This is a genomic window from Bacillus sp. 275, from assembly GCF_001999205.1.
Classification (GTDB): domain Bacteria; phylum Bacillota; class Bacilli; order Bacillales; family Bacillaceae; genus Bacillus; species Bacillus velezensis.
Genome location: NZ_CP019626.1, coordinates 3,440,228 through 3,466,196 on the forward strand (window position 1 = coordinate 3,440,228; position 25,969 = coordinate 3,466,196).

General features: G+C 43.7%; 30 protein-coding genes and 2 pseudogenes. 23 read left to right on the forward strand and 9 right to left on the reverse strand.

Translation table 11 applies throughout. The features are described from left to right. Positions 1-319 precede the first annotated feature (319 nt). From BZ167_RS20750 to BZ167_RS16950, 4 genes and pseudogenes are all read left to right on the forward strand, one after another. On the forward strand, positions 320-382 hold the full coding sequence (locus tag BZ167_RS20750; RefSeq protein WP_224463275.1) for a tetracycline resistance efflux system leader peptide: 63 nt from the start codon (positions 320-322) through the stop codon (positions 380-382). 33 nt (positions 383-415) lie between these two features. After that, positions 416-1,802, forward strand: a pseudogene (tet, locus tag BZ167_RS16940) (Tet(L)/Tet(K)/Tet(45) family tetracycline efflux MFS transporter). 98 nt (positions 1,803-1,900) lie between these two features. Beyond that, positions 1,901-2,119, forward strand: a complete 219-nt coding sequence (locus BZ167_RS16945; RefSeq protein WP_033574158.1) for a hypothetical protein — start codon at positions 1,901-1,903, stop codon at positions 2,117-2,119. A gap of 164 nt (positions 2,120-2,283) precedes the next feature. After that, entirely contained in the window at positions 2,284-2,817 is a 534-nt protein-coding gene (locus tag BZ167_RS16950) for an ATP-binding protein (RefSeq protein WP_033574157.1), read from the forward strand. 380 nt (positions 2,818-3,197) lie between these two features. Here BZ167_RS16950 and BZ167_RS16955 read toward each other — a convergent pair whose 3' ends face one another. The 3 genes and pseudogenes from BZ167_RS16955 to BZ167_RS16960 all read right to left on the reverse strand — a co-directional run bounded on the left by BZ167_RS16955 (position 3,198) and on the right by BZ167_RS16960 (position 5,436). Continuing rightward, on the reverse strand, positions 3,198-3,752 hold the full coding sequence (locus BZ167_RS16955; protein WP_061890732.1) for a GNAT family N-acetyltransferase: 555 nt from the start codon (positions 3,750-3,752) through the stop codon (positions 3,198-3,200). A 306-nt stretch (positions 3,753-4,058) separates the two neighbouring features. Then, positions 4,059-4,300, reverse strand: a pseudogene (locus BZ167_RS20185) (hypothetical protein); the annotation flags it as partial. Beyond that, positions 4,219-5,436, reverse strand: a complete 1,218-nt coding sequence (locus BZ167_RS16960; protein WP_061860731.1) for a DUF418 domain-containing protein — start codon at positions 5,434-5,436, stop codon at positions 4,219-4,221. The gene BZ167_RS16960 and the pseudogene BZ167_RS20185, both read right to left, overlap by 82 nt. Positions 5,437-5,697: 261 nt before the next feature. Between BZ167_RS16960 and yrkP the strand changes: the two genes are divergently transcribed. Genes yrkP through psiE form a run of 3 tightly spaced genes read left to right on the forward strand, consistent with a single transcriptional unit; the run spans position 5,698 to position 8,140 of the window. Continuing rightward, positions 5,698-6,393, forward strand: a complete 696-nt coding sequence (yrkP, locus tag BZ167_RS16965; protein WP_061860730.1) for a two-component response regulator YrkP — start codon at positions 5,698-5,700, stop codon at positions 6,391-6,393. Further along, entirely contained in the window at positions 6,380-7,678 is a 1,299-nt protein-coding gene (gene yrkQ / locus BZ167_RS16970; protein WP_061860729.1) for a two-component system sensor histidine kinase YrkQ, read from the forward strand. The genes yrkP and yrkQ overlap by 14 nt, the downstream gene beginning before the upstream one ends. A 45-nt stretch (positions 7,679-7,723) precedes the next feature. Further along, a complete protein-coding gene (gene psiE / locus BZ167_RS16975; RefSeq protein ID WP_012118039.1) occupies positions 7,724-8,140 on the forward strand; it encodes a phosphate-starvation-inducible protein PsiE in 417 nt (138 codons plus the stop codon). A gap of 288 nt (positions 8,141-8,428) precedes the next feature. Here the strand turns inward: psiE and BZ167_RS16980 are convergent, their stop codons facing one another. The 3 genes from BZ167_RS16980 to sigK all read right to left on the reverse strand — a co-directional run bounded on the left by BZ167_RS16980 (position 8,429) and on the right by sigK (position 10,992). Next, a complete protein-coding gene (locus BZ167_RS16980; RefSeq protein WP_060674662.1) occupies positions 8,429-8,956 on the reverse strand; it encodes a PadR family transcriptional regulator in 528 nt (175 codons plus the stop codon). Continuing rightward, positions 8,953-9,795: a sialate O-acetylesterase gene (locus tag BZ167_RS16985; protein WP_061860728.1), complete on the reverse strand. Its 843-nt coding sequence runs from the start codon at positions 9,793-9,795 to the stop codon at positions 8,953-8,955. The genes BZ167_RS16980 and BZ167_RS16985 overlap by 4 nt, the downstream gene beginning before the upstream one ends. Positions 9,796-10,269: 474 nt before the next feature. Further along, entirely contained in the window at positions 10,270-10,992 is a 723-nt protein-coding gene (gene sigK / locus BZ167_RS16995; protein ID WP_007408248.1) for an RNA polymerase sporulation sigma factor SigK, read from the reverse strand. A 458-nt stretch (positions 10,993-11,450) separates the two neighbouring features. Here sigK and BZ167_RS17000 point away from each other — a divergent pair, with 458 nt between their 5' ends. Further along, positions 11,451-12,707, forward strand: a complete 1,257-nt coding sequence (locus tag BZ167_RS17000) for an MFS transporter (protein WP_077392154.1) — start codon at positions 11,451-11,453, stop codon at positions 12,705-12,707. Further along, positions 12,673-13,143 (forward strand): GNAT family N-acetyltransferase, encoded by a 471-nt coding sequence (locus BZ167_RS17005; RefSeq protein ID WP_077392215.1) that lies wholly within the window; start codon positions 12,673-12,675, stop codon positions 13,141-13,143. The genes BZ167_RS17000 and BZ167_RS17005 overlap by 35 nt, the downstream gene beginning before the upstream one ends. An 18-nt stretch (positions 13,144-13,161) precedes the next feature. Here the strand turns inward: BZ167_RS17005 and BZ167_RS17010 are convergent, their stop codons facing one another. Further along, a complete protein-coding gene (locus BZ167_RS17010) occupies positions 13,162-13,788 on the reverse strand; it encodes a TVP38/TMEM64 family protein (protein ID WP_077392155.1) in 627 nt (208 codons plus the stop codon). A 235-nt stretch (positions 13,789-14,023) separates the two neighbouring features. On the opposite strand from BZ167_RS17010, the gene BZ167_RS17015 reads away from it, so the two are divergent. The 3 genes from BZ167_RS17015 to BZ167_RS20650 all read left to right on the forward strand — a co-directional run bounded on the left by BZ167_RS17015 (position 14,024) and on the right by BZ167_RS20650 (position 15,769). Continuing rightward, on the forward strand, positions 14,024-14,758 hold the full coding sequence (locus BZ167_RS17015) for a polysaccharide deacetylase family protein (RefSeq protein ID WP_007612700.1): 735 nt from the start codon (positions 14,024-14,026) through the stop codon (positions 14,756-14,758). 69 nt (positions 14,759-14,827) lie between these two features. Continuing rightward, the gene (locus tag BZ167_RS17020; protein WP_007408253.1) at positions 14,828-15,559 is read left to right on the forward strand and encodes an SGNH/GDSL hydrolase family protein; all 732 of its coding nucleotides are present in this window, start codon (positions 14,828-14,830) and stop codon (positions 15,557-15,559) included. A 75-nt stretch (positions 15,560-15,634) separates the two neighbouring features. After that, entirely contained in the window at positions 15,635-15,769 is a 135-nt protein-coding gene (locus BZ167_RS20650) for a hypothetical protein (RefSeq protein WP_003152848.1), read from the forward strand. A 132-nt stretch (positions 15,770-15,901) separates the two neighbouring features. On the opposite strand, the gene BZ167_RS17025 is transcribed toward BZ167_RS20650, so the two are convergent. Next, on the reverse strand, positions 15,902-16,042 hold the full coding sequence (locus BZ167_RS17025) for a sporulation histidine kinase inhibitor Sda (RefSeq protein WP_003152850.1): 141 nt from the start codon (positions 16,040-16,042) through the stop codon (positions 15,902-15,904). Positions 16,043-16,399: 357 nt separating this feature from the next. Here BZ167_RS17025 and BZ167_RS17030 point away from each other — a divergent pair, with 357 nt between their 5' ends. Genes BZ167_RS17030 through BZ167_RS17065 form a run of 8 tightly spaced genes read left to right on the forward strand, consistent with a single transcriptional unit; the run spans position 16,400 to position 21,405 of the window. Then, on the forward strand, positions 16,400-16,918 hold the full coding sequence (locus BZ167_RS17030) for a YqeG family HAD IIIA-type phosphatase (protein ID WP_007408254.1): 519 nt from the start codon (positions 16,400-16,402) through the stop codon (positions 16,916-16,918). Between the two features lie 2 nt (positions 16,919-16,920). After that, positions 16,921-18,021: a ribosome biogenesis GTPase YqeH gene (gene yqeH, locus BZ167_RS17035; RefSeq protein ID WP_033574151.1), complete on the forward strand. Its 1,101-nt coding sequence runs from the start codon at positions 16,921-16,923 to the stop codon at positions 18,019-18,021. A gap of 19 nt (positions 18,022-18,040) precedes the next feature. Further along, positions 18,041-18,883 carry a shikimate dehydrogenase gene (gene aroE, locus BZ167_RS17040; protein WP_039254404.1) on the forward strand — a complete coding sequence of 281 codons (843 nt, stop codon included), beginning with the start codon at positions 18,041-18,043 and terminating at the stop codon, positions 18,881-18,883. Next, on the forward strand, positions 18,877-19,167 hold the full coding sequence (gene yhbY / locus BZ167_RS17045; RefSeq protein ID WP_061860725.1) for a ribosome assembly RNA-binding protein YhbY: 291 nt from the start codon (positions 18,877-18,879) through the stop codon (positions 19,165-19,167). The genes aroE and yhbY overlap by 7 nt, the downstream gene beginning before the upstream one ends. A gap of 10 nt (positions 19,168-19,177) precedes the next feature. Further along, positions 19,178-19,747, forward strand: coding sequence for a nicotinate-nucleotide adenylyltransferase (locus BZ167_RS17050; protein WP_007408258.1), 570 nt, complete (start codon positions 19,178-19,180; stop codon positions 19,745-19,747). Next, positions 19,737-20,297: a bis(5'-nucleosyl)-tetraphosphatase (symmetrical) YqeK gene (gene yqeK, locus BZ167_RS17055; RefSeq protein ID WP_077392156.1), complete on the forward strand. Its 561-nt coding sequence runs from the start codon at positions 19,737-19,739 to the stop codon at positions 20,295-20,297. Before BZ167_RS17050 ends, yqeK begins: the two co-directional genes overlap by 11 nt. Positions 20,298-20,314: 17 nt before the next feature. Continuing rightward, positions 20,315-20,671 (forward strand): ribosome silencing factor, encoded by a 357-nt coding sequence (gene rsfS / locus BZ167_RS17060; protein ID WP_007408260.1) that lies wholly within the window; start codon positions 20,315-20,317, stop codon positions 20,669-20,671. Then, the gene (locus BZ167_RS17065; RefSeq protein ID WP_015417856.1) at positions 20,668-21,405 is read left to right on the forward strand and encodes a class I SAM-dependent DNA methyltransferase; all 738 of its coding nucleotides are present in this window, start codon (positions 20,668-20,670) and stop codon (positions 21,403-21,405) included. Before rsfS ends, BZ167_RS17065 begins: the two co-directional genes overlap by 4 nt. A gap of 68 nt (positions 21,406-21,473) precedes the next feature. Here the strand turns inward: BZ167_RS17065 and comER are convergent, their stop codons facing one another. Further along, the gene (gene comER, locus BZ167_RS17070; protein ID WP_061860723.1) at positions 21,474-22,295 is read right to left on the reverse strand and encodes a late competence protein ComER; all 822 of its coding nucleotides are present in this window, start codon (positions 22,293-22,295) and stop codon (positions 21,474-21,476) included. Between the two features lie 58 nt (positions 22,296-22,353). Between comER and BZ167_RS17075 the strand changes: the two genes are divergently transcribed. From BZ167_RS17075 to BZ167_RS17085, 3 genes are all read left to right on the forward strand, one after another. Then, positions 22,354-22,968, forward strand: coding sequence for a helix-hairpin-helix domain-containing protein (locus tag BZ167_RS17075; protein ID WP_061860722.1), 615 nt, complete (start codon positions 22,354-22,356; stop codon positions 22,966-22,968). Between the two features lie 66 nt (positions 22,969-23,034). Further along, positions 23,035-23,604, forward strand: a complete 570-nt coding sequence (locus BZ167_RS17080; protein WP_003152868.1) for a ComE operon protein 2 — start codon at positions 23,035-23,037, stop codon at positions 23,602-23,604. Continuing rightward, positions 23,605-25,956: a DNA internalization-related competence protein ComEC/Rec2 gene (locus tag BZ167_RS17085; protein ID WP_060674655.1), complete on the forward strand. Its 2,352-nt coding sequence runs from the start codon at positions 23,605-23,607 to the stop codon at positions 25,954-25,956. The last annotated feature ends 13 nt before the right edge of the window (positions 25,957-25,969 follow it).

A 25,969-nucleotide genomic window follows, 5' to 3' on the forward strand; every position in this document is an offset into this window, starting at 1 on the left:
TATGATGATATAATTATTAGCGTATAACAATAACCTAAAGAATATTACAAATCCTGAACGGATGCAGTATCGTGTGTAACAAGTGCCTTTATCCCTTGTCAGAGTAAGGGTGAGTAGTGTTCTGAGGTGTTTTAAGGTGTTTTAATATAAAAATATAACAGTATTTGATGTTTCATCATCTTGCTCATATAGCGGGTGTATGTTCTAATGTATTCAAAATCGCATTGAGGAATTTTCTTTTTCCGCACACGAGCCATATTGTTATATACCTTAATCTGTATATAATAAGGTATATCAATCAATGCAGGGGGAGTTATGGATGAAGTGCAAAAAAATGAACAGGGTACAATTAAAAGAGGGAAGAGTATCAATGGCCCTATAAACTGCGTCTGCCCTCATTAATGGAGGGAAAGTTGTGAATACGCCTTATTCACAGTCAGCTTTACGGCACAACCAAGTGTTCATTTGGCTTTGTGTTCTGTCATTTTTCAGCGTATTAAATGAAATGGTTTTGAACGTCTCGTTACCTGATATCGCCAACGATTTTCATAAACTGCCGGCGAGTGCAAACTGGGTGAACACGGCCTTTATGTTAACCTTTTCCATCGGAACTGCTCTGTATGGGAAGTTATCAGATCAGCTGGGCATCAAAAAGCTGCTCCTATTTGGAATTATGGTAAATGGCTTCGGGTCGATCATTGGATTTGTCGGACACTCTTTCTTTCCTGTACTCATTCTGGCCCGATTTATTCAAGGGGCTGGTGCAGCCGCATTCCCGGCCCTTGTGATGGTTGCAGTAGTACGCTATATTCCGAAAGAAAACAGGGGTAAAGCATTTGGTCTGATCGGGTCGCTGGTGGCAATGGGGGAAGGCGCCGGACCAGCTATTGGCGGAATGATCGCTCATTATATTCACTGGTCATATTTGCTGCTTATTCCGACAGCAACAGTTATCACCGTTCCATTCTTGATGAAACTGCTGGAAAAGGAAGAAAGAATCAGCGGGCGCTTTGATATGGCGGGAATTATATTAATATCTGCAGGCATCGTATTTTTTCTGCTGTTTACAACTGTTTACAACGTCATATAGAATGTCTTTTCTGATCATCAGTATTCTAGCTTTCCTGATATTTGTGAAACATATTAGGAAAACTCAAGATCCCTTTGTTGACCCTGCACTGGGGAAAAATGTCTTGTTTATGATGGGCGTCCTTTGCGGAGGCCTGATATTCGGCACTGCTGCAGGATTTGTGTCTATGGTTCCTTATATGATGAAAGATGTTCACCATTTAAGTACTGCGGCAATTGGAAGCGGGATTATGTTTCCCGGAACGATGAGCGTCATCATCTTCGGTTACATTGGAGGATGGCTTGTTGATCGGAAAGGTTCTTTATATGTGCTGACCATTGGGATTGCATTGATGTCTTTCAGCTTTTTAATCGCTGCCTTTTTTATAGATGCGACACCATGGCTCATGACCGTTATCATCGTTTTTGTTTTTGGGGGGCTCTCCTTCACAAAAACGGTTATATCTACAATTGTGTCTGGCAGTTTGAAACAAAAGGAAGCCGGCGCCGGAATGAGTCTGCTTAATTTTACGAGCTTTTTATCAGAGGGAACGGGTATCTCGATTGCAGGCGGTTTATTATCGACCCGCTTGCTGGATCAAAGGCTGCTGCCTGTTAACGCTGATCATTCCGCTTATTTGTACAGTAATATGCTCATTCTTTTTGCAGGAATCATCGTTATGAGCTGGCTGTTAACCATGAATGTCTATAAACGTTCGCAAAGAAATGACTAAAAAGGGAAAAGGATCAAACTTGATAAAAGTTTTGATCCTTTTTTTGAGGAGCTTCCTTATTCCGAAACCTTTTGTCGATCAATGAAAGGGGAGTTAAAGTGAATTACATTTATAAGAAAAAGGAAAAGAAAAATGGAAATTGTATCATTTCAATCAGAGATAAATGGGAGAATGCACTTATTGAGTTTGAACAAAAAAATAATCAAATTGAGATCATGATCAATTATCGTAACGAGAAAACAACCAAGTTTTCACTGCCAATCGAGACTTTTGAGAAAGTGTATGAGGATATTAAAATAGGCCGGGGAGAAAGTTAATCATTCTTTTTGAAAATGACCATGATGTTCGTAAGCAGTATGGTTTTAACACGCATTTGGATTTCCCTGGCAAAGTAAAGGTTTTTGGGGATTTATGAAAAAATAATAGTAAGAACCTTGGGCAGCGGACAGGGAGTTTCGTTGCTTCATAAGGAGAGGGAACTATGAATAATATTCACATACTGGGAGCCTCCGGAGTCGGAACTTCAACATTGGGTGTTGCATTATCAAAGCATTTGCCTCATACGCATCTTGATACCGATGATTACTATTGGACAGATAAATTCACTAAGAAAAGAGAAATTCCTGAAAGAAGAAAGTTGCTTGAAAAAGACTTGACAATAAATGAGAAATGGATTCTTTCTGGCGCAGTGTGCGGCTGGGGCGATGATCTAAAAAGTTATTTTGACCTTGTCATCTTCTTATGGATTCCGCAAGATATACGGCTTGAGAGATTAAGGCATAGGGAATTTCAGCGTTATGGAAACGAAGTGTTAGCCGGCGGCAGTAAATATGAACAATCAAAAACATTTTTAGAGTGGGCTTCTTTATATGATAATGCCGGAATGGAAGTTCGAAGCAAAGCTTTACACGAACATTGGATGGCGGATTTATCTTGTCCATTGCTGAAAATTGAAGGAGATTACTCAGTCAATGAAAGAGTTGATCGTGTCTTGGATTATCTGAATTTTAATTAAACTAACGGATGGTGATAACTGAAAAACCAAAATTCAAAGACAGTTCCGGCCATTTTAACGGAGCTGTTTTTTTATACCGCTTTCAGTTTCTCTGTTGTGAAGTGATTTATTTTCGGCAGCATCCCACAATAGAGAAGTGATTTGTTCTTCATTAAGTTCTCCGTTGGAGTATTTCTGTAAAATTCGTATAAATCGTTCATCACCTAATCAATTATTTCTTTGTTTATTTTTATTCTCCATCTCATTTTCAGACCGAATTAAAGCCCTCTCATAACGAGAAGGGCTTTCCACAATATATTTTTAGAATTTTTTCGATCCAAACAAATATCTATAAAAAAGATACCGGCAACTTTCTGCGGCATCTCGCAGTGTTCAATTGTTTAGTGCTTTTTTTTCATAATCTTTACAAATCTGAAAAAGTCATCATCCGGCAGGGGCTTGTCATCTTCGCGTCCATTGCGATGCATATGCGGATCAGAGTGATGTTCATTGTAGAACTCTACGATATGGAATCCGCACTTATTCACATAGAAGTTGATATTTCGCTTTTCGAAATAAGGTGTCACGGTTTCCCAAAGCACAGTATCCGGATACTGTGCTTCTATGGCTTTCCAAGCAGAAAGACCAATCCCCTGGCTGTGATGTTCTGGAGATACATAGAATAAATCTAGCGAATTATGATGTGTTTCGCTGTTGATACGTACTACTGCACCACCTACCTTCTTACCATCCCGAAGAATATGATAAACGACTGCTCCGGGAGCGTCGAAAGATTCCTGAACATCATTGTCCGATGGAATCGGTCCATCTTCGCAATCACCGAACGTTTCAATTACGGCGATCGCAAAGGCTTCTTGTAATTTTTTTTGGAATTCTGGCAGATCAGATTCCTTTGCTGGTTCCAGAATAACTTTTGGTTCCTTTTTTGTTTTCATGATTGTCACTCCTTCAGTTGCTGAAATAAACGTTCAGTAAAACATTCCAGCTGCTCTGCCGCTTTTTCTTCCGCGGTAAATTTGGCGTTAAAATACTTCAAAAGCTTTCTCCTGTCTTTTTGTATGATGTCTTTTTCTTTGTTTTCTTAAAAAACAAGCTGCATGTAATCCTTATTTACTATCGTTCACTGCCGTATTAAGTGTGGTACGCGGGATTTGCCATCATTCTCAAACTTTTCCTGCGAAAAGTTGCAAAAATAGTCGAATGTGGCGCCTTTGCCTATGAACATGCGTAAAAGATTCAAAGATTCGATCATGAGCAATGCACATTGAGTAAACTCCGGTGAATTTATTAGCCCAAAGAAGCCTAAATGATATAAAAATAACTAGTATATATATCAAATCTGTCCGTTTAATGCCCACTTCTCAAAAACTAATTTGAAGTCATGCAATCTGTGCAAAGGGGTTATTTCTGTATTGATTTTTCCGGATGCAGCGGAGTCGCTTTGGGACTTCCGTTTACTTTGCCGTACGTCAGCTTGCGCCATATCAATTCCATCGGACCGTACTTAAACCGTTTCAACCACAATGTACTAAAGCTCATAAGCACGAAGTACACGGCCAGACTGAACATGAACGTGCCGGCGGATTGAATATGATCCGCAAGCCCGAATCCGTACCGGAGGAACAAAACTGTTCCAATGATAGAGTGAAGCAGATAACAGGTCAATGACATCCGTCCGACTTTGGTGAATATCATCATAGGGCCTCGCAGCTGAGGAACGTACAGAAACAGCATTGCAAAAGTGCTCATATAAAACATACTTCCGGTTAAGCCGCCATTTTGACCCACGACAGAGGAAATGTCCTTCCACAGCATATTCTCAGAAAGATTAGACATGTCTAGTAATATACTGCTTTGTGTTATTAGAAAAGCGATTGTGCTAATGATCCAGATACGCTTCCATATGAACTTTTTCGCTTCCATGTCTTTGAAAAATTCCATCTTAACAAAGTACACGCCCAGCAGAAACATGAGAAACATGGAATAGATCATAGAGAAAGAGCCAGCAGCCATCGTGACCATATCTGTCCACCGGGTGCTGATGGATTCCATGTAGGTAAGGCTTGTGTGGCTAAACAAAGTAAACTCTGAAAAATTCGGGTTTTTTGACCCTGCAGTATTGATGACATTGTACAACATTGTGAAAACAGGAATCAGGAATTGAAACACGATAAGTGCGATAATCCATCTAAGAACCGTTTTGGCCGTGCGTTTATAGAAAGCGAGTAACAGGAAGCCGCTTACGGCGTAAAAGGTCAATATGTCACCGACCCAAACAAATGTGATGTGCAAAATGCCAAACCCCAAAAGGATAGATAACCTGCGGGCAAACAGCTTGTTGGGACTATCTACCTTCTGCGCGGCTCGATCCATAAAGATCATAAACCCAACTCCGAACAAGAAGGAGAATAATGTAACGAATTTCCCTTCGGCAAACCAGGAAACCAGATTGTGCAGGAGGTCACCGGAGGCCATTTCGAATCCCTTTACTGAATCTACGATCAGAAAATAGTTGACAATAATAATGCCAAGCAAGGCAAATCCACGTACAATATCCAGAAAATGAACCCGTTCCCGCAGACTCACTGGTTGCCCGCGTTCTTCTTTTTGTACAATCATATCAATACTCCTTTCCCATTTACCATTGCAATGTGCAGTGCGGATCTGAAAAACTCGAGCCTTACAATGGATAAATATAAAGACAGAATCTTAACAATTTATGAAGGTTCATCATTTTTTTTAAAATGTGACAAAATTGTGGCGGACATCAGCTTTCATAAACTGTTAAGATTTACGTAGTATCTTATAACGTACGTTACTTATGAATGATATATAGTAAGGTGACAGAAATAACATCAAGAATCATGAGGTGAAAAAGGCATGACCCATCGAATATTAGTCGTAGAGGATGATCGGGATATTGGTGATCTTTTGAAGGAATCCCTTACGCGTTCAGGTTACGAGGTGCTAAGAGCCAAGGATGGAAAGCGAGCATTGCAACTTGTGAATGACTCGCTTGATTTGGTTATTTTGGATATTATGATGCCAGGCATTTCGGGAATTGAAACATGTCAGCACATCAGGAAATCCTCTAACGTCCCGATTCTGTTTCTGACGGCCAGATCGAGTATACTCGATAAAACTGAGGGATTACTCGCCGGCGGCGATGATTATATGACTAAACCATTCTCGGAAGAGGAACTTCACGCTAGAGTGATTGCTCAATTACGCAGATATACTATCTATCAGGAAAAGAAGGAACAGGAAGAAACATTTCTTATCGGGGGCAAACTAAGAGTGAGCGAAGAATTTAATGAGGTGTGGAAAGAGGAGAAGCAAATCAAGCTGTCAGATCTGGAGTATCGTATCCTGAAACTGCTGATGAGCAAACGCAACAAAATATTTTCTGCCCAAAATATATATGAGAGTGTGTGGGGACAGCCTTACTTTTACTGTTCTAACAATACGGTGATGGTGCATATTCGGAAGCTGCGCTCCAAAATTGAGGATGATCCGGCACGTCCGGTTTATATAAAAACTGAATGGGGAAGAGGATATCGATTTGGCGCATCTTAAATTTACGCTAACCAAAAAACTGGCTTTGCTGATCATGGTTGCTGCGATTGTGAGCGGTGTGATCTTTCTGACGCTGCAAAAGATCACAGATAATCTGATCGAGGGATATCTGAGTTCGGAAGAGTATTATCACAAGGAGTCAGCAAGATACATTCAAAAATTCAGCAAGTACGTTTCAGAAAATGAGTTGTCTACATCAGATAGAAAAGCGTTTGGCGAGTGGGTCAAAAAAGAAAATTACATTAACCTCACCATATTTAAGGATCAGGAGCTGCAATATGATTCTATTTATTCCGAATCGGATTATGGAAAGGAAAAGCTGACTCAGTACGCTCAAAATCATTCACATCCTGTCAAGTTCAGCGATGGTGAAGGACGAGTCATTATCGACGGTTTCTACTCTTCCCGATATTATGATCTGGCTTTTGCATTGGATTTGTTCGGGGCAACCCTCATCTTTTTAATTATTGTTCTCTTCGGAATTCGCCAAAGTCTTCGCTACCTTAAAACGATTCACCAAGAGATTCATATTCTTGAAGGGGGCGAACTGGACTACGAGATGACGATAAAAGGGCATGATGAATTAGCGATGATTGCAAAGAGCATTGAGGATCTGCGGAAAGCTTTCTTGGACAAACTTAAAGCGATCGAGGAATTGCAAGCAGAGAGCCGCAGCCTGGTTACCGAAATGTCGCACGATATGCGCACACCGCTGACGTCGCTGATCATGAATCTGGAGTTTGCCAAAAAAGAAGGAGGCGAAGCGGGTACAAGCAAAGATCGTTATGTAGCCAATGCTTATGGTAAAGCACTGCAATTAAAAAACTTGTCTGACAATCTGTTTGCGTATTTCCTGCTGAATAAGGAACATGGGGCCGACCTGGAGACCGTTGCAGTGAAAGAAGTGATCTACGATCTAATATCAGATCAGATTGCTATCCTTCATCAGGAGCATTTCCGGGTCCATATTTCAGGCGAGCTGCCGGAAACCTATATTAACGTGAATTTAGAGGAGCTTGGTCGTGTATTTGATAATGTGATGTCAAACTTATTTAAATACGCAGATCCGGAAGAAGAAATCAGCATCACGTTTGTATCTGATCAAGAAATATTTGAGATTCATATCAGCAATACGATTAAACTTGCGGATGTAACACCGGAAAGCAACGGACTCGGTGAAAGAAGCATTGCGCGAATGATGTCCCGCATGCAGGGGCAGTTTCACAGTATACAAAAGAATTCCAAGTACTGCATCGTGCTGCGATTTTGGAACAGAAAGATGTAGGCTGCGAATCAAAACGACGAAAATATTGAAATAGGAGACAACAAGATGAGATTTTCCAACAATTTCAAAAAGGCACCTTACCTGTTACAAGCGCTTCTCAATGTCTGCCTGTTCTTCCTGGCCATAGCCTTAAGCGGACTTCTGATCAGCGAGACATGGTACATTGTGCAATTCGTATACAAGTCACTGTTCAACAAAGTGGACAGCTATTATGAGATGCTTGGGGAACTGCTTATATTCTTCATGTACTTTGAGTTCATTGCTTTGATTATCAAATACTTCAAATCAGACTTTCATTTCCCGCTTCGCTACTTTATTTATATTGGCATCACGGCTGTCATTCGTTTGATAATCATCGATCATGACCAGGCGATCTCAACGTTCTGGTGGGCGATGGCCATTCTTGCAATGATTTGTGCATTCTTTATTGTCAATAGACGAAATTCTGTTGTTGAACATTAATAAATTAGTTCACTTTATACCGATACGCCACTGAAATGTCCTATGACTTACTTGAATACTAAATAGGTGTAAAAAGCGGTTATTCATACGGATTGAAAAAGAAGAACACGCAGCAGACTCACGTGCTCTTGTTTGGGGCAAGTGTTGACAACCCCATTGCTGGTTTAATTAAAAGAAGGGGTATAAAACCTGTATCAATGATGTTACGAGATATCTGCGACACAGGTTTTATATGCAGGTAACTAATATTCTGATATATGTAACATTGCATTTTTATTATGCAATAGTTCACTCTATTTCTGCTTTCAATTTTTCGAACCACTCTAAATTAACCAAGTGATGTGAACGGGAATTTTCGTTCATACGGCGAAAGTAATTGATTGTGCCGGGAATTTCTTGAGTGATGGACAGGTATTCATCAAGGAGTTCGATTCGAGTTTTAGTCTGATCGATTTGTGATTGGATCAGATCCAGTAATTTACTTTTGTCGAATTCATCGGCAAAGAGTAACGCCCCATAAAATTGCAGGTTCACATATTCCGATTTGGTGCCGTATTTGATCATTAATTTTTCGAATTCTGCCCTTCCCGAATCTGTGACTTTAAAGTTACGGATTTCACGCCCGCCGGTTGAGGGTTTCTGCTGAATCTGTTCAATCAAACACTTTTCTTCAAGTTGCTGCAGATTGTAATAAAATGAACCTTTCGTGAAGTTAACGATGTACTTGTAATGACGTTTTTCCATTAAGGCCAGAAGTTCATAGCCGTGAGCTCCGGGGTTTTGGATGAGCAAGCCAAGGATAAGTAAGGGAATCATGGTTTCATCACCTTCGCCATCCGCGCTTCAAATTCCGCGTACGTGATTTTACCCGAAGCCAAATCCATACTATGAAGGTAAATCTGTTCTGTTTTAGAATAGTCACCATTCACTTTCAGCGATTGCTCCTCTCCCGAAATGGGTTTCAGGATATGGTGCTTTTTCGAAAAAGCCTCGAAATAGCGGTAACCTAATTTGCGTTGTGAAGCTGCGTCTAAATGAATGCCATCAGGATTCGCAGTCAAACCTGCTGCAGTAACAAAATAACAATTCTGTTGTTCATCAGCAAAACGCAGCAATTGTTCATTAACCTGTCGAAATTCAGTCGCGTGCTGTCCAAAACCGGTCTTCCCAAGAAAGTCACCAAGCCCTCCAATAATCAACGGTACCTCATCAAGTTCCAACTCGTTTCTTAGCGTCTCGATGATAAGAGTTAATTTCTCGTAATAAGTTTCATGCAGCGAACGATAACTGTCACTCTCACCTTGATGCCAAAGAATTCCGCAAATTTGACTGGATCGGAGGGCGAAGCGGGCTTCGGACAAAGCATGCTGAAAAAGGATGCCTTCCGGATGCCAGTCATTCAATGAACTGCCGCCTTCCGCACAAGGGATCAAGCCAATTTCTTCATCGGGATGAGCTTTCGACCAAGCATCTGCAAAAGATGCCGCCAGGCCAACGCCGGAAACCGGACGGTCGTAATTAATCGGCTCTGTCATCATCTGCCATTGTCCATTGCGCAGCATTTTTATTTTTTCATTATAGATAGGGTCTACTTCATTCAAAAATCCACGGCCCGCCATATTCGACTGCCCCAACATTAAAAAAGACTTTATCATCTCATTTTTCACTTCTTTACATCAATATTTTAGTCTAATTAGACTATAGTCAATTCAGCTTGTCTTGTAAAGTTTTAACTAGGTTTTATTTTTATTATTAGTATGTATGAAAAACAAACTAACATTGAACATTTGGTGGATGTATTTGAGAATTAGCAAGTTCTTTTGCTTTAGGTCTTGATAAACAATGAAAAAACAACAAAAACCCTGTCATGTAAGAGTTCCTATGAGGTTCAAAATCATTTTTCATAGGAAATACATTCAATGATGGGGGTGTAGCCCAAATGAAACGGATTGTTAAAAAAAGAGGGCTATGTTGAAGGGGTTAAATATCAATGAAAAATTATTAAAAAGGTTAACGATTGTACCAATTTTATTCATTTGTTATGTTTTATTTTTAAATCCTGAAGTTATACTTGAAGAGCAATGTCCTAAAATGCAGAAAAAGCCGGGATGTCAGATCCGGCTTTTCGCTCACTTTCCCTTCTTCTTCCGCTTCTCCTTCTCCGCCCGATAAAACTCATGAAACATCTTCATCAATGCGCGTTTTTCAATCCGCGACACATAACTCCTTGAAATGCCGAGCTCCTTTGCGATCTCGCGCTGCGTTTTTTCTTTTTTTAAATCAAGCCCGAAGCGGCCGACGATGACTTCTTTTTCGCGGTCGTCTAAAATATCGATATATTTTTTGACCTTTTCAAGTTCCATGTTGAGCTGAATGGTGTCGATCACATCTTCGCTTTCCGACTTGAGGACATCGATCAGGCTTATTTCATTCCCTTCTTTATCCTGGCCGATCGGATCATGAAGGGAGACGTCTTTTTTCGTTTTTTTCAATGCGCGCAGATGCATTAAAATCTCATTTTCAATACATCGTGCGGCATATGTGGCAAGCTTCGTGCCTTTTCCGGCTGAGTAGCTTTCAATTCCTTTAATCAGCCCGATTGTACCGATGGAGATCAGATCTTCCGCGTCCTCTCCCGTGTTTTCGAATTTTTTCACAATATGGGCGACTAAACGGAGATTATGTTCGATCAGCATGTTGCGGGCGTGTTCATCTCCTTCAGCCATAAGGTCTAAGTATTTTTTCTCCTCATTATTTGAGAGCGGTTGTGGAAAGGCATTATTTTTCACGTATGATACTAAAAACACAAGTTCTTTCACAATAAACCCGAGCGCTGCAAAAACACCTGTCACCGTCCTCACCTCCACAAAGTTATGTAGGCAAAAGCCTATATGTAACTGTATGTGGCAGTCAGGCTGTTTGTGTCTGTACAGGGAAATTAATCAAAGGCAGGTTTTATTTCTTACAGCCTCTTGATTTTTGCTGATTGAGCCTGTATATTGTTAAAAAAAGTAAGGGTGAAAAGAATATAACGAAAAGCGCTGAAGAGACGAGTAGACAGATATCATTCATGACAGAGAGCTCCGGGAGCTGTGAAGGAGTATGAATGGATGTGTTGAAACAAACCTCTTAGCTTCGCATCGGAATCATGAAACACGAGGATGATGCGGCGGATACTCCTGTTACCGAGTAAGCTTTGTACCCGGCTTAGGCCGGCACCAAACCGAATTGAGGTGGCATAGCGGGCTGTTTCCCGTCCTCAAGACTTTATTGTCTTGAGGGCGTTTTTTATTTTTAAGGGAGGGATAAGATGAAAAACCTGAAGTCTTGGCGGTACCCGATGCTTCTGTTAACCGGAATCGGGATAGCAAATATTGGTGAATGGATCTATTTTTTGTCTCTTAATCTTATTGTCTTAAAAGAAACGGGGGCTGCTTTTGCGGTTTCCATCCTTTATTTAATCAGGCCTGCGGCTGTTTTGATGACAAATGGGTGGGCGGGCAGCATCATCGACCGGTGTAACAAACGGAATATGATGATGTCGCTTGATTTCACCCGGGCTGCATTCATTGCCGTTCTGCCGCTGATGGTTACTGCACGGTCTTTATTTTCCGTTTATTGTATCGTATTTTTGATTCAAATGGCCAATGCGATGTTTCGTCCGTGTTCCATGGCGTATGTGACGATGCTTATCCCGGCTGAAAGGAGAAAACGATTCAATTCACTAAGGGCTTTGTCGGAATCAGGGGCTTTTCTCCTCGGGCCGGCTGCGGCCGGGCTGCTTTTTATCGCCGGCACGCCGATTTTTGCGATTTGGGTGAATGCGGCGGCTTTAGTGCTGTCCGGTTTCATTACGATGATGCTGCCGAACCTTGAAAATGAGCCCCACGTACATTCTCCCGCACAGAAGCTTTCTTTGGCAGTGTACAAAGAAGATTGGAAGCTCGTCTATCGCTTCAGCCGCACGGCGCGAAACGTCATGATCATTTATTTTTTATTCAGTCTGGTCATGACCGTTATGCCATCCGCGCTTGATTCGCTTGAAGCCGCTTTTGCAAAAGAGGTTCTTCAGCTGACTGATGCCGATTACGGTTTTCTTGTCAGTGTCTCAGGGGCAGGCATTATTGCGGGGGCGCTTGTCAATGTGTTCTTTAATAAAAAAATGCCGGCTTCTTTATTGATAGGAATGGGCTCTTTATTCACAGCGGCCGGATATATGATTTATGCGTTTTCTGACGTTTTTTGGACGGCTGCTTTCGGATTTTTCCTTCTCGCTTTTTTTCTGGCGTTTGCCAATACAGGCTTTCTGACGTTTTATCAAAAGAATGTTCCGGTGGACATCATGGGGAGAGTGGGGAGCTTTTATTCATTAGTCGAAGCCGTCTTCATTATAGTGGTAACGGCGGTTTTCGGAGCGGCGGCTGTCAGTTCTTCCGTCCGCGGCATCGTCATCGCAGGGGCTGCTGTTATGCTGGCGTTGGCAGCCGTTTTATGCTCGTTCTTATTTGCGGCCTCAAAAAGGAGGACTCCCGATGTATTTCAAGCGGATCAATGTAAACAAACATAAAGAGACGGCCGGTTCATTTCGTGAGGATTCGTTTTTCGTCAGCTTTGGCACGGCGGATCATTTTAATAAGGATGAATATCTCAGGTGGCTGTCATCCCAAATCAAATACTCACCCGACAATTTTAAGCTGCTTCTTCATAACGGGCAGCCGATCGGACAGCTTGAAGCTTCCATCAAATTTTACCGCAGCCAAAAAACCGGTTATATGTACCTTTACTATATGACTGAGCAGCAGAGGGGAAGGGGGTGCGGAACAAAACTGTATCAATCCGCGAATCAGTTTTTCAGAGCGAACGGTGTTTCGGAATATCACCTGAGAGTTTCGCCGGGCAATGAAGCGGCTCTGTCATTTTACAGAAAGAAAAACATGGAAGTGATCGGTTCAGAATGTAACGGAAAAGTTCTCAGAATGAGAGGAGCCGTACCGCCGGAATAGGGGGGGGCGGTACGCGCTTCATTTTTTCGTTGTTTTTAAAAGGTCGGGAAACTTCTTATAAATGACCGCCATTAAGACAAGCATATACATTCCGTAAATCCCGAAAGACAGCAGTTTGTTGCTTGTAAATGAAGCGCCTGCGACGGTCACGATCACAATGTTCGGAATTTTGCCGAGCACCGACGCAGAAAAAAAGATCGGCCATCGTATGTTACTCAGCCCGCAGACGGTATTCATGGCAAGCGACGGTATAATCGGAATCAGCCGCCCGAAAAGCACCGCCGTAAACGCGTGCTGATGAAATGAATCTTCATATTGAGCCGCGGCCGGGTAAGCCAGCAGCTTTTTTCTGGCCCAGTCTCTGAATCCGTACCGGACGAGAAAAAACAATGCCATTGTTCCGAGCATCGCGCCTGACATTGTAATCCACACCCCGTTTACAATCCCGAAAACCGCTCCGTTTAAGGCCGCGATAATGGCGAATGGAACAATCGGAAAAAATACGTCAGCTGCGACCAGAAGGATACTCATAAGCACGGCGTACATGCCGCCCGCGCGAATCATGCTGAGCCAGACGTCTTTTTGCATAAAGCCGATCATCACGACAGCAATGATGACGGCAAGACTGAATCCCTTTTTTATCATCTGCACGTTCACCTCTTGTCAATTAGTATACAGCACAAATCTATCTCCTTCTATTAAAATAAGCTGTCCGATAAGCGTATTTGATTTATCAGCATTTGCCGTTTGATGAGAAACGGCTGGCACCCGGGTTTGGACAAAAACAAGCGGGAAGCGGGTGATGTGCATCATTTGATGCAGAGAATGATTTTTATAAAAGGGGACACGTTAACAGTAGTGTTTACTGGAGGTGTAAACGTTGAGATGCTTTCATCTGATCATCATGATATGCGTCCTCACGAGTCTCACTGCCGTGTCCGCCGATGCGAAATCTTTAAAAAGAAGTGACATGGAGAAGACGGGAAACGTGTACTGGGATATAAGGTCTGAAAAAAAGAAACTATCTTTAACCTTCGATGACGGCCCCCATCCTGTCTATACGGAGGCTGTGTTAGACGTGCTGAAACAGCACAATGTTAAAGCAACCTTTTTTTGTGTCGGGAGCCGTATAGACAAATACCCCATAACGGCAAAACGCATCGTTGAAGAAGGGCATGAAATCGGCAACCATACGATGAACCATGTTTATTTTCACCGACTGAAACGCAAAGACATTTTACAAGAGCTTCACAGCTCCGCGCATCATATCACATCGCTGCAGCCGGAAGGGGACAAGTTATTCCGCCCGCCGGGAGGGTCGCTGAATCATACGGCTTTCAAAAGCATCTTAAAAGAGGGCTATCATATCATCATGTGGTCATGGAACCAAGATCCGAGGGACTGGAAAAGGCCCGGGAAAGGAAAAATCGTCAGGCACGTTGTTTCACATGCCAGAGATGGAGATATCGTTCTTCTGCATGACGGCGGAGGAAACCGGCGCCAGACGGTTGAGGCTTTGAAAGAAATCATTCCCAAGCTGAAAAAGCAGGGCTACACGTTTGTTAAGGTTTCGGATTTGATCGGACAGGATTCCGGTCCTTTTCATATTCAGTAAAGAGAGCGCCGCGTTGAAAGCCGCCAAAGAGATGTGTACCATAGGAGGTAAGGTTTGGGGGGAGAGAAAATGAAGTTTGCTGTTCTTTTTATTACGATAATCTGTCTGTTATCAGGATGCGCCGCGGGCAAAGAAAAAAGTGTTGTCGCGTTCGGCGACAGCAATACGCGCGGTTCCAACTGGGATTATCGTGATTATCCGAAGGCGCAGCAGTGGGTAAACATTTTAAAAACAGCGGAACGCGGCCGTCTTACGGTTATAAATGCGGGAATAGGCGGTCAGACGACTGAGGATGCGCGCCTGCGCTTTCAAAGCGACGTGCTGGACCGTAAGCCCCAATATTTATTTATCATGTTCGGAACAAATGATGCGGGCATTTTGACGGGCGATCAGCCGCGGGTATCAAAGAAACGGTTTAAAGAAAACCTGACTTATTTCATAAACGAAAGCAGAAATCACGGCATAAAGCCGATTTTAATGACGTGCATCCCGGTTATAGAAGGAAACGGAACGCATCATCTCTATTACTATTCGAGATATAAAGCCTCAGCCTTTAAAGAAAAAGGCGGCGCGAGAAAATGGCATAATTCCTATAACGGCGTTACGAGGCAGGTTGCAGCTGAGTTGAAAGTGCCGCTGGTGGATAACTGGAAACACTTTATACGCGCGGACGGCGGCAAAGATACAGACCGGGCGCTGATCCAATCCGGACTGATAGATCCCTCCGGAAATCATATGACGCCAAAAGGCGCCAGAATCTTAATTGAAGGCATAAAAAATGGGCGGGTTTTGGAACGCTGACGCCGTCAGCTGCCTAAACCGTTTTGCTTCTGCTTCATAGGCTGTAGAAAAAACATCTTTTTGGAGGCGATTGCTATGAACCGCGGTTTCCCTCCGCAATATCCTGTATGCCCGCCTCCTCGGGTGAATGCGGGGTACTGGTACGCATTTTTTGTTGTGCTGCTCGTCGTCATTCTCGTCCTGGGCGGTCTGTATTGGTTCAATATATAGCAGCCGTCCTCTTAAACACCTCTATTTTAGGGGTGTTTTTTGTTGAAAGTGGTAGTAATGCGCATAACCGAAGTGATATAATATCAGTCATCTGAGTAAAAAAAGGAAATTCGCCCGGGAATTTTTTTCTGTTTAAGAAGAAACGGAAATAATGTGTCCGAGCGATCTTCTTTTGATTTCGTTTTCAATTAACTCGATAAATTCACGGCTCAAATTCATTTCATTGGCTTTGAAATAAGATTCTATTAGTAATTCATCAGAAAGCTTTCTCATGCCGGGGACCCAATTAATGGGAGTGGCACCTCCTTACAATTGTAATCAATCATCAGACGCAAGCATATGATGGAAGGTTGCGTTTCAATCATGGTGAGGTTATCTTTAATCTACCATGAAATACAAATAAGAACAATCGTTCTGTTATCCACACTCGTAAGTGGATAACTTGTTAGTATCTTGTTTATAATCTGGATAAATCCGGATGTAATAAGAGTGGATAATGTGTGTAATTTTATCCACAACTGGTGAAGAAACCCAATTTTTGTCGAAATTTTTTTACTGAGTCCGACTTTGTTTTTAAATCTGACAGGTTTCGACATATAGATGATAGAAAGAAAAGGAAGGGTGCGGGTTTTGTTAAAAAAGTTTTTTTTACCTGACGAATTTGTGAAAAATATATTTCATATCACACCGGAAAAGCTCAAAGAACGCAATGTGAAAGGGATTATTACAGACCTTGACAACACGCTTGTGGAGTGGGACAGACCGAGTGCGACACCTCGATTAATCGAGTGGTTTGAAGAAATGAAGGAGCACGGCATTAAAGTCACGATCGTCTCCAATAATAATGAACGAAGAGTGAAATTATTCTCGGAGCCGCTTGGCATACCGTTTATTTATAAGGCAAGAAAGCCGATGGGGCGCGCCTTTAAAAGAGCCGTCAGCAGCATGGATCTGAAAAAAGAAGACTGTGTGGTCATCGGCGATCAGCTGCTTACTGATGTTCTCGGCGGAAACAGAAACGGGTATCATACGATCCTCGTCGTGCCTGTCGCTTCCTCTGACGGAGTCATGACGCGCTTTAACCGCCGGATTGAACGGAGAATATTGAGTTCTTTGAAACGTAAAGGCCATATTCAGTGGGAGGATTAGAAATGGAAAAGGTTGTTTGCATCGGCTGCGGAGTAACGATCCAGACCGAGGATAAACAAGGTCTCGGATACGCGCCAAAGGCATCTCTCACAAAGGAGAATGTCATCTGTCAGCGCTGCTTCAGACTGAAAAATTACAATGAAATTCAAGATGTTTCATTAACGGATGATGACTTTTTAAATATCTTGCACACAATCGGCGATACTGACTCTCTAATTGTCAAAGTCGTTGATATTTTTGATTTTAACGGAAGCTGGATAAACGGGCTGAACCGCTTTGTCGGCGGTAATCCGATCATTCTTGTCGGTAATAAGGCCGATATCCTGCCGAAATCCGTAAAACGGGAACGGCTCGTTCAATGGATGAAACGCGAAGCGAAAGAATACGGCTTAAAACCCCTTGATGTCTTTTTAATCAGCGCTTCCCGCGGACAAGGGATGAAAGAAGTCATTGACGCCATTGAACATTACCGCGAAGGGCGCGATGTGTATGTGGTGGGCTGTACCAATGTCGGCAAATCCACATTTATCAACCGGATTATTAAAGAGGTCTCAGGGGAAGAGAATATTATTACCACCTCTCAATTTCCGGGCACGACGCTTGACGCGATTGAAATCCCGCTCGATGACGGATCTGCGCTTTATGATACGCCGGGAATCATTAACCATCACCAGATGGCGCATTACGTGGACAAGCGTGACTTAAAGGTGCTGACACCGAAAAAAGAACTGAAGCCGCGCACTTTTCAACTGAATGAAAAACAAACGCTTTATTTCGGCGGGCTTGCCCGGTTTGACTATGTATCAGGCGATAAAACGGCGTTTGTCTGCTATATGCCGAATGAATTGATGATTCACAGAACAAAGCTTGAAAATGCTGATGCCTTATACGAAAAGCATGCGGGAGAACTGCTTACCCCGCCCGGAAAAGATCATTTGGATGAATTTCCGGAGCTTACACCCCATACGTTTTCGATTAAAGAAGGAAAGACGGATATCGTTTTTTCCGGTCTCGGCTGGGTCACGGTGCAGCAAGCAGATAAAAAAATAACGGCATACGCTCCGAAAGGCGTACACGTATTTGTCCGCCGTTCATTAATATAGAGAGAAGGGGAGAGGGAGCATGAAACAATTGTACGGAGTAATCGGAAATCCGATCGGGCATTCAATGTCACCCGATATTCATAACGCGGCTTTGCAAGATAAGAACATCAACGGGCAGTATTTTGCGTTTCAGGTGGAACCTCATCATCTCAAGGACGCCGTTAACGGAATCAAGGCGCTTGGCATCTGCGGAGTGAACGTCACAGTCCCGCATAAAGTCGCGATCATGGAGCATCTGGATGAAATACATGAAAGCGCGAAAGTACTCGGGGCCGTAAATACCGTCAAAAGAGAGGGAGACAGGCTCATCGGGTATAATACTGACGGAGATGGGTTTTATAAATCCTTAGTCAAAGTATTGGACAAACCGATATCAGAGCTCTCCATCCTCATGATTGGGGCGGGAGGAGCGGCAAGAGCGATTTTTACGACGATCGTCCGCGGAGAGCCGAAACAATTTGACGTTTGCAACCGCACGCCGGAAAAAGCAGAAAATCTGATTGCGGCTGCTCCCTCTTTTCAGCAGAAACGCGCCCTTACTTTAAAAGAAGCTGAAAATCAGCTTGAACAATATGACGTCATTATTCATACAACATCTGTCGGCATGTATCCGAAAACGGATGCCGTGCCGCTCTCATTGGAACGGGCCAAAACGGGCGCCATCGTTTGTGATATCGTATACAACCCGATTCAAACGGCGTTCTTAAAAGAAGCTGAAAAAAGAGGTTTAACTACCCTTGACGGTGTCGGCATGTTTGTGGAACAGGCCGCACTGTCTTTCAAGCTGTGGACGGGACAAGAGCCTGACAGCGGCTTAATGAGAGCAATTGTTGAAGGAAAACTAGGAGGAACACAATGTTAACAGGAAAACAAAAACGGTTTTTGCGTTCAAAAGCGCATCATTTAACGCCTATTTTTCAAGTGGGAAAAGGCGGAGTCAACGAAAACATGGTGAAACAGATTGCCGAGGCTTTAGAAGCAAGAGAGCTGATTAAAGTCAGCGTGCTTCAAAACTGCGAAGACGATAAAAATGATGTCGCAAAAGCCCTTGTGAAAGGCACCCGCTCACAATTGGTGCAGACGATCGGAAATACGATCGTACTGTATAAGGAATCAAAGGAAAATAAACAAATCGAGCTTCCGTAAGGTGGTTGACATGAAGAAAATCGGAATATTCGGGGGCACATTTGACCCTCCGCACAACGGACATCTTCTGATGGCTAATGAAGTCCTTCATCAGGCGGAGCTCGATGAGATTTGGTTTATGCCCAATAAAATCCCTCCGCATAAGCAGAATGAAGACTTTACAGACAGCCGGCACCGGGTGGAGATGCTGAAGCTTGCCATCAGCTCTAATTCCGGCTTTAAGCTTGAACTTGCGGAAATGGACCGGAAAGGCCCTTCTTATACCTATGATACCGTCCGTTTACTGAAGGAGCGGCACCCGAACGACAAGCTTTTCTTTATTATCGGGGCGGATATGATTGAATATCTGCCGAAATGGTACAAACTGGACGAACTGCTCACGCTCATTCAATTTATCGGAGTGCGGCGCCCGGGGTATCATATTGAGACCCCGTACCCGCTGCTTTTTGCCGACGTTCCGGAATTTGACGTTTCGTCAACGATGCTGAGAGAACGTCTCAAAGCAAAAAAGCCGACGCAATACTTAATGCCGGATAAAGTGAGGCAGTATATAGAGGAGAATGATTTATATGAATCGTGAGGAAGCACTTGCCTGCGTCAAAGAGCAGCTGACCGAGCATCGCTACATCCACACAATCGGCGTAACAGATACGGCGGTTATTCTCGCAGGCCGGTTCGGAGCAGACCCGAAAAAAGCGGAAATGGCGGCTATTTTTCATGATTATGCGAAATTCCGGCCGAAAGAAGAAATGAAGCAGATCATCGTGCGGGAAAAAATGCCGGCTGAGCTCTTGGATTACAATGCCGAGCTGTGGCATGCCCCTGTGGGAGCGTATTTGGCTGAGAAAGAAGCGGGGATCACTGATCATGAGATCTTGGATGCAATCCGCTATCACACGTCAGGGCGTCCCGGAATGACCCTTTTAGACAAAGTCATTTACGTTGCGGATTACATTGAACCCGGACGCCATTTCCCCGGAGTGGAAGAGGTGCGCCGTCTGGCGGAAACAGATCTGAACGAAGCGCTCATACAAGCAATGAAAAATACAATGATATTTCTGATGAAAAAAAACCAGCCGGTCTTTCCGGAGACGTTTGCAACCTATAATTGGCTGGTGTCTCAAAATTGACAGGAGGAATTTAAAGAATGAATCAAGCTTCCGTATTAAAAATCGCGGCAAAAGCATGCGACGATAAACGTGCAGAAGATATTTTAGCGCTGGACATGGAAGGAATCTCACTTATAGCGGATTACTTTTTAATCTGCCACGGGAATTCTGATAAGCAGGTTCAGGCAATTGCGCGTGAAATTAAAGATCAGGCAGAAGAAAACGGCATTGATGTCAAAAAGATGGAAGGGTTTGATGAGGCCCGCTGGATTTTAGTTGATCTCGGCGACGTCATTGTCCACGTTTTCCATAAAGATGAAAGAAGCTACTACAATCTTGAAAAGCTATGGGGCGACGCACCGCTCGCAGAGCTTGAACTCGGCTTGAACTCATGATTTACCAAGGCTTCGCCGGCGTATATGACGAGTTAATGTCACATGCGCCGTATGATGAATGGGCGGGCTGGATCGAAGCGTCTCTTCCGGAAAAGGGAAGGGTGCTTGATCTTGCCTGCGGAACCGGAGAAATATCCATCAGGCTTGCTGAAAAAGGCTGCGAAGTCACGGGGATTGATTTGAGTGAAGATATGCTGAGCTGTGCCCAGCAGAAAAAAACGGGAAAGCCGATTCTTTTTCTCCAACAGGATATGAGAGAGCTTTCCGGTTTTGAAGAACAGTTTGATGCCGTTGTCATCTGCTGTGATTCCCTAAATTACTTAAAAACGAAAAATGATGTCTTAAGCACCTTCAAAAGTGTTTTTCAAGTTTTGAAGGAGGGCGGCCTGCTTCTGTTTGACGTCCATTCCCCATTTAAAATGACGGAGCTTTTTCCGGACAGCACCCATGCGGATCAGGATGAGCAGATCAGCTATATCTGGCAAAGCTTTGCCGGCGATGAAGAGCTTTCTGTCATCCATGATATGTCCTTTTTTGTATGGAACGGACAATCTTATGACCGTTATGACGAGACGCATGAGCAAAAAACATTTTACATTGAAGAATATGAACAAATGCTTGCAGAGACCGGATTTGAACTGAAGAAAGTGACGGCCGATTTTACAGACCGGCCTCCTTCAACAGAGTCTGAACGTCTTTTCTTTACGGCAGGCAAACCAAAAACCATCGTTTAAACGAAACGATGGTTTTTAAAATGCATTTTTTGCGATTGGCGCGATAAAGCACTTTATGGCATACTCAGTTACACGTGAAATTGCTTCTTCACTAACGATATATCTTCATCGTATTTGTTATGTGTACGCTGAAAGACACGGTTGAACATATCCTGAACACCGCTTTCGAGAGCCTTCAGTCCTTCCCCGGTGACGCCGCCTTTTACGCATACTTTTTCCTGCAAGGCGGGAAGTGTGTAATGCCCTGTTTCCAGAAGCTTTCCGAGACCGACAAGCATTTCCGTCGACATAATCACGGCTTCTTCTTTGGTGATGTCCGTTTCTTCCACTGCCGCGTCAATAAAGCGCTGAACGAGATAACTCATAAAAGCGGGCCCGCAGCTGACAATGTCTGACGCCGCTCTTGTAATGCCGATGCTGATTTCCACAGGTTTTGAAATATGAGTGAACAGCGTTTGAATATCCGCTTTTGCCGACTCGCTGCAGCTTTTGCCGAACGTAACAAGCGAGACGCCGGCCAAGGCGCGGTTCGTAATGCTCGGAATGACGCGGGCCGTCTGACACGGAACCGTATGTTCAATCTGATCCGTCTGAACGGGGCTGGTAATGGAGATTAAAATGTGATCTTTCCGTAAATGCGGTGTGAGTTTTTTCAGCAAAGGATATATATCCAGCGGTTTTACACAAATGAATATTATTTCATTATCCTGTACGAGCTTTTCCTGATCCTCGGTGACATGGATGCCGCTGAAACGTTCTTTTAGTTTTAATGCTTTTTCGATTGTTCTGTTTGTGATGGTGATATGTGAGGGATCGGCAGCGTTTGATTCGATAAACGATTCAATCAGGATCGTTCCCATGTTTCCGGTGCCGATAAAGCCTATTTTCAATGAATTCCCCTCCTTTTTCCCTTAATCCTCTAAACCTTATGCGGGGAGGCAATGCAATATGACGAAAGCGATGATGACGGAGCGGCTGCGGCGGAACCTGAAAATCCTGGTCGCTTGTCTTGCGGCAGGGGCGATTTTTATCTGCATTTGGCTGTTTCGTTCTGAAAAGGAAGAGCCGGTCAAACAGCAGTCCGTGCTTGGCCAAACAGCCTCAGTATCCGTCGCGGACAAAAAAGACACCGCAGCCGATAAGATTATGATTGATGTGAAAGGCGCGGTCCGAAATCCCGGCGTGTATGAAATGAAAGCGGGAGACAGGGTGACGCAAGCCATTGAAAAAGCCGGCGGCCTGAAGAAAAAGGCGGATGAATTGAATATTAATTTAGCAGAGCAGCTGCAGGACGGGACGATTGTTTATATTCCGAGTGAAGGCGAAGAGGAGAATCGCCCGAAAACAGCAGCGGGTGAAAAGGAGAATGCAGCTGTCAATATCAATACGGCATCTCTGGACGAACTTCAGGCGATTTCCGGGGTGGGGCAGAAAAAAGCGGAAGCGATTATCGCCTACCGAGAAGAAAACGGACGGTTTCAGACTGCTGAAGATTTGATGAATGTATCAGGCTTTGGAGAAAAGTCATTTGAGCGGATAAAAACTTCCATTACGGTAAAGTGAATTGACGGTTTTGCTTAAATCTATGTAAACTTAGAAAAGCAACAAGACTTTTTGGAGGGAACACTTGTGGAACGAATCTCATGGAATCAATATTTTATGGCGCAAAGCCATTTGCTGGCGCTGAGAAGCACATGTCCGAGACTGTCAGTCGGGGCAACCGTAGTCAGAGATAAGCGGATGATTGCCGGCGGATACAACGGCTCAATCGCCGGCGGCGTCCATTGCGCTGATGAAGGATGCCTTTTAATAGATAATCATTGCCAGAGGACCATACATGCAGAGATGAATGCGATTCTGCAATGTTCTAAGTTCGGTGTTCCGACGGAGGGCGCCGAAATTTATGTGACGCATTATCCTTGTATTCAATGCTGCAAATCAATTATCCAGGCAGGCATCAAAACGGTCTATTATGCCGAAGATTACAAAACACAGCCTTATGCAAAAGAGCTGTTCAGCCAAGCCGGAGTCAAGGTGGAGCAGGTCGAACTTGATGAAATGATCATCGATCTGAAAAACCGCGAAAAATTGTCTTTTGTCGCAGGTCTGATTCAGCAATTATCTGATGCGGGAGTTAAGGCAGATGAACTGAAAAAAATTCATGAACAGGCCAATGAGCTGTTTACCAGTTACGTATAAATGAAATATAAATACCTTCTTCTGCCTCTGGCGGCGGTTTCTGCAACTGCGGGAATTGCCGCCGCTCATGTCTTCTGGGTTCTGCTCCTTTTTCTTCTGTATCTTCTCTTTATTATTGTAAAAACAAAGCACCATGCTCCGGTTATCGTCTGCCTCGTTTCTTTTTGTCTTTATTTCTATCTTTATACGGTTTGTGACGCTGCGAATGTAACGCGCTATCAGGCCGGCAGTTATACTGAACAGGCCGTCATCACTAATATTCCGAAGGTTGACGGAGCGAAAATGTCAGCTGTTATCCGTACACATGACAAGGAAAAATGGGCGGCTTCGTACAAAATCCGTTCTCTTGAGGAAAAAAGACTCATTGAACAGCTTGAACCGGGGATGCGCTGCACGTTTACAGGCTCTCTGGAACAGCCTGCACATGCGACGGTTCCCGGAGGTTTTGATTATAAGGAATATCTTTACTCTCAGCAGATTCACTGGTTATTTTCCGTGACTTCCATTGAGCAGTGTGAAAAATCCAAACAGCCGCTGTTTAAACTGCTGAACATCAGAAAAAATTTGATTTCGATCATTCGGAATCACGTGCCTGAATCTTCCGCCGGAATTGTTGAAGCGCTGACCTTAGGTGAAAGATTTTCTATAGAGGACGATATACTGAGTGCATATCAAAATTTGGGAGTCGTTCATTTAATGGCGATTTCCGGAATGCATGTCGGTCTTATTACGGCGGGATTATTTTATGCTCTGATCAGAATCGGGCTGACAAGAGAAAAGGCGGGAATTTTGCTGCTGCTGTTTTTGCCGGTGTATACGCTGCTGAGCGGTGCCGCCCCATCCGTATTGCGCGCATCCCTCATGCTGGGATTTTATATCGCCGGAACTCTTGTTAAACGCGGCATTCATTCCTCTGCTGCATTGTCCTTGTCTTATCTGCTGCTTCTGCTGTTTAATCCTTACTTCCTTTGGCAGGCGGGCTTCCAGCTTTCCTTTGCGGTAAGCGCCTCTTTAATTCTGTCATCCTCCATTTTAAAGAAAGCAGGGGAAAGCAGACTTGCCGGGCTTGCGATGGCTTCATTCATTGCGGAGCTCAGCTCACTTCCGTTTCTTCTCTATCATTTTCAGCAGATTTCACTTGTCAGTTTTCCGATGAATATGGTGATGGTGCCTTTTTATACGTTATTTGTCATTCCGGTTTCTGTCATCGGTTTCCTTCTTCTTTTACTCTCAAGGCAGATGGGAGAATGTTTGTTTGGTATGTTTGACCTTGTGATGAAGCCTGTGCATGATTTCATTACATATGCGGCATCCGTTGATTTATTTACTATGATTGTGTCAAAGCCTGACTTTGTTTCCCTTCTTCTGCTTGCGGTTTCCGTTTTTACGCTTTTTGCGGCTTTGGAAAAGGGAGGTTTTTTAAAACTCAGGAAATCGGCTCTTTTTTTCTGCGCGGTTTTGGCTTATTTAATATGCCGTCCGTATTTCAGTCCATGGGGAGAAGCGGATATGCTTGATATCGGGCAGGGAGACTCACTGTTTATAAGCGCGCCGCACCGCAAAGGGACCGTAATGGTTGATACAGGGGGAGTGATTGCTTATCCCGGAGAATCATGGAAAGAAAAACGCCACCCATATTCTATCGGCGAGAAGGTTTTGATTCCATTTTTAAACGGAAAAGGGGTGAAAAAGCTGGATGCGCTGATTTTAACCCATGCGGATCAAGATCACATCGGGGAAGCCGGAGTGTTAATCAAAAATCATAGAGTCAAACGGTTAATTGTCCCCGTAGGATTCGTAAAAGAACCGAAAGATCAGAACATATTAAATATGGCGAAAGAAAACAACATTCCCGTTGCCGAAGCAAAGCGGGGCGACACCATTACAGCCGGGGATCTTCAGTTTCAGGTGCTGTCTCCGGAGTCGTCTGACGGAAGGAGTAAAAATGATTCGTCACTGGTGCTTTGGACGGTTTTTGGCGGAGTGAGCTGGCTTTTGACGGGAGATTTAGAATCGGACGGCGAAACGGAAGTGCTGAAAACGTATCCGAATCTGAAGGCTGATATATTGAAGGCGGGTCATCACGGCAGCAAAAGCTCAACGAGTGAAGCCTTTTTGAAGCAGCTTCAGCCGGAAGCAGCGCTGATTTCAGCAGGAAAAGAGAATCGATACCATCATCCGCATGAAGAAGTGCTGGATCGTTTGAAGGCGTACTCTGTCAATGTGCTTCGCACCGATGTCAGCGGAACGATTCAATACAGATTTAAAAAAGGCGCCGGAACGTTTTCCGTCTTCCCTCCATATGATATAGAAGAAACCAGGGCGCAAGAAGTAAAAAAGACTGCCGATTGACAGCAGCCCGGAA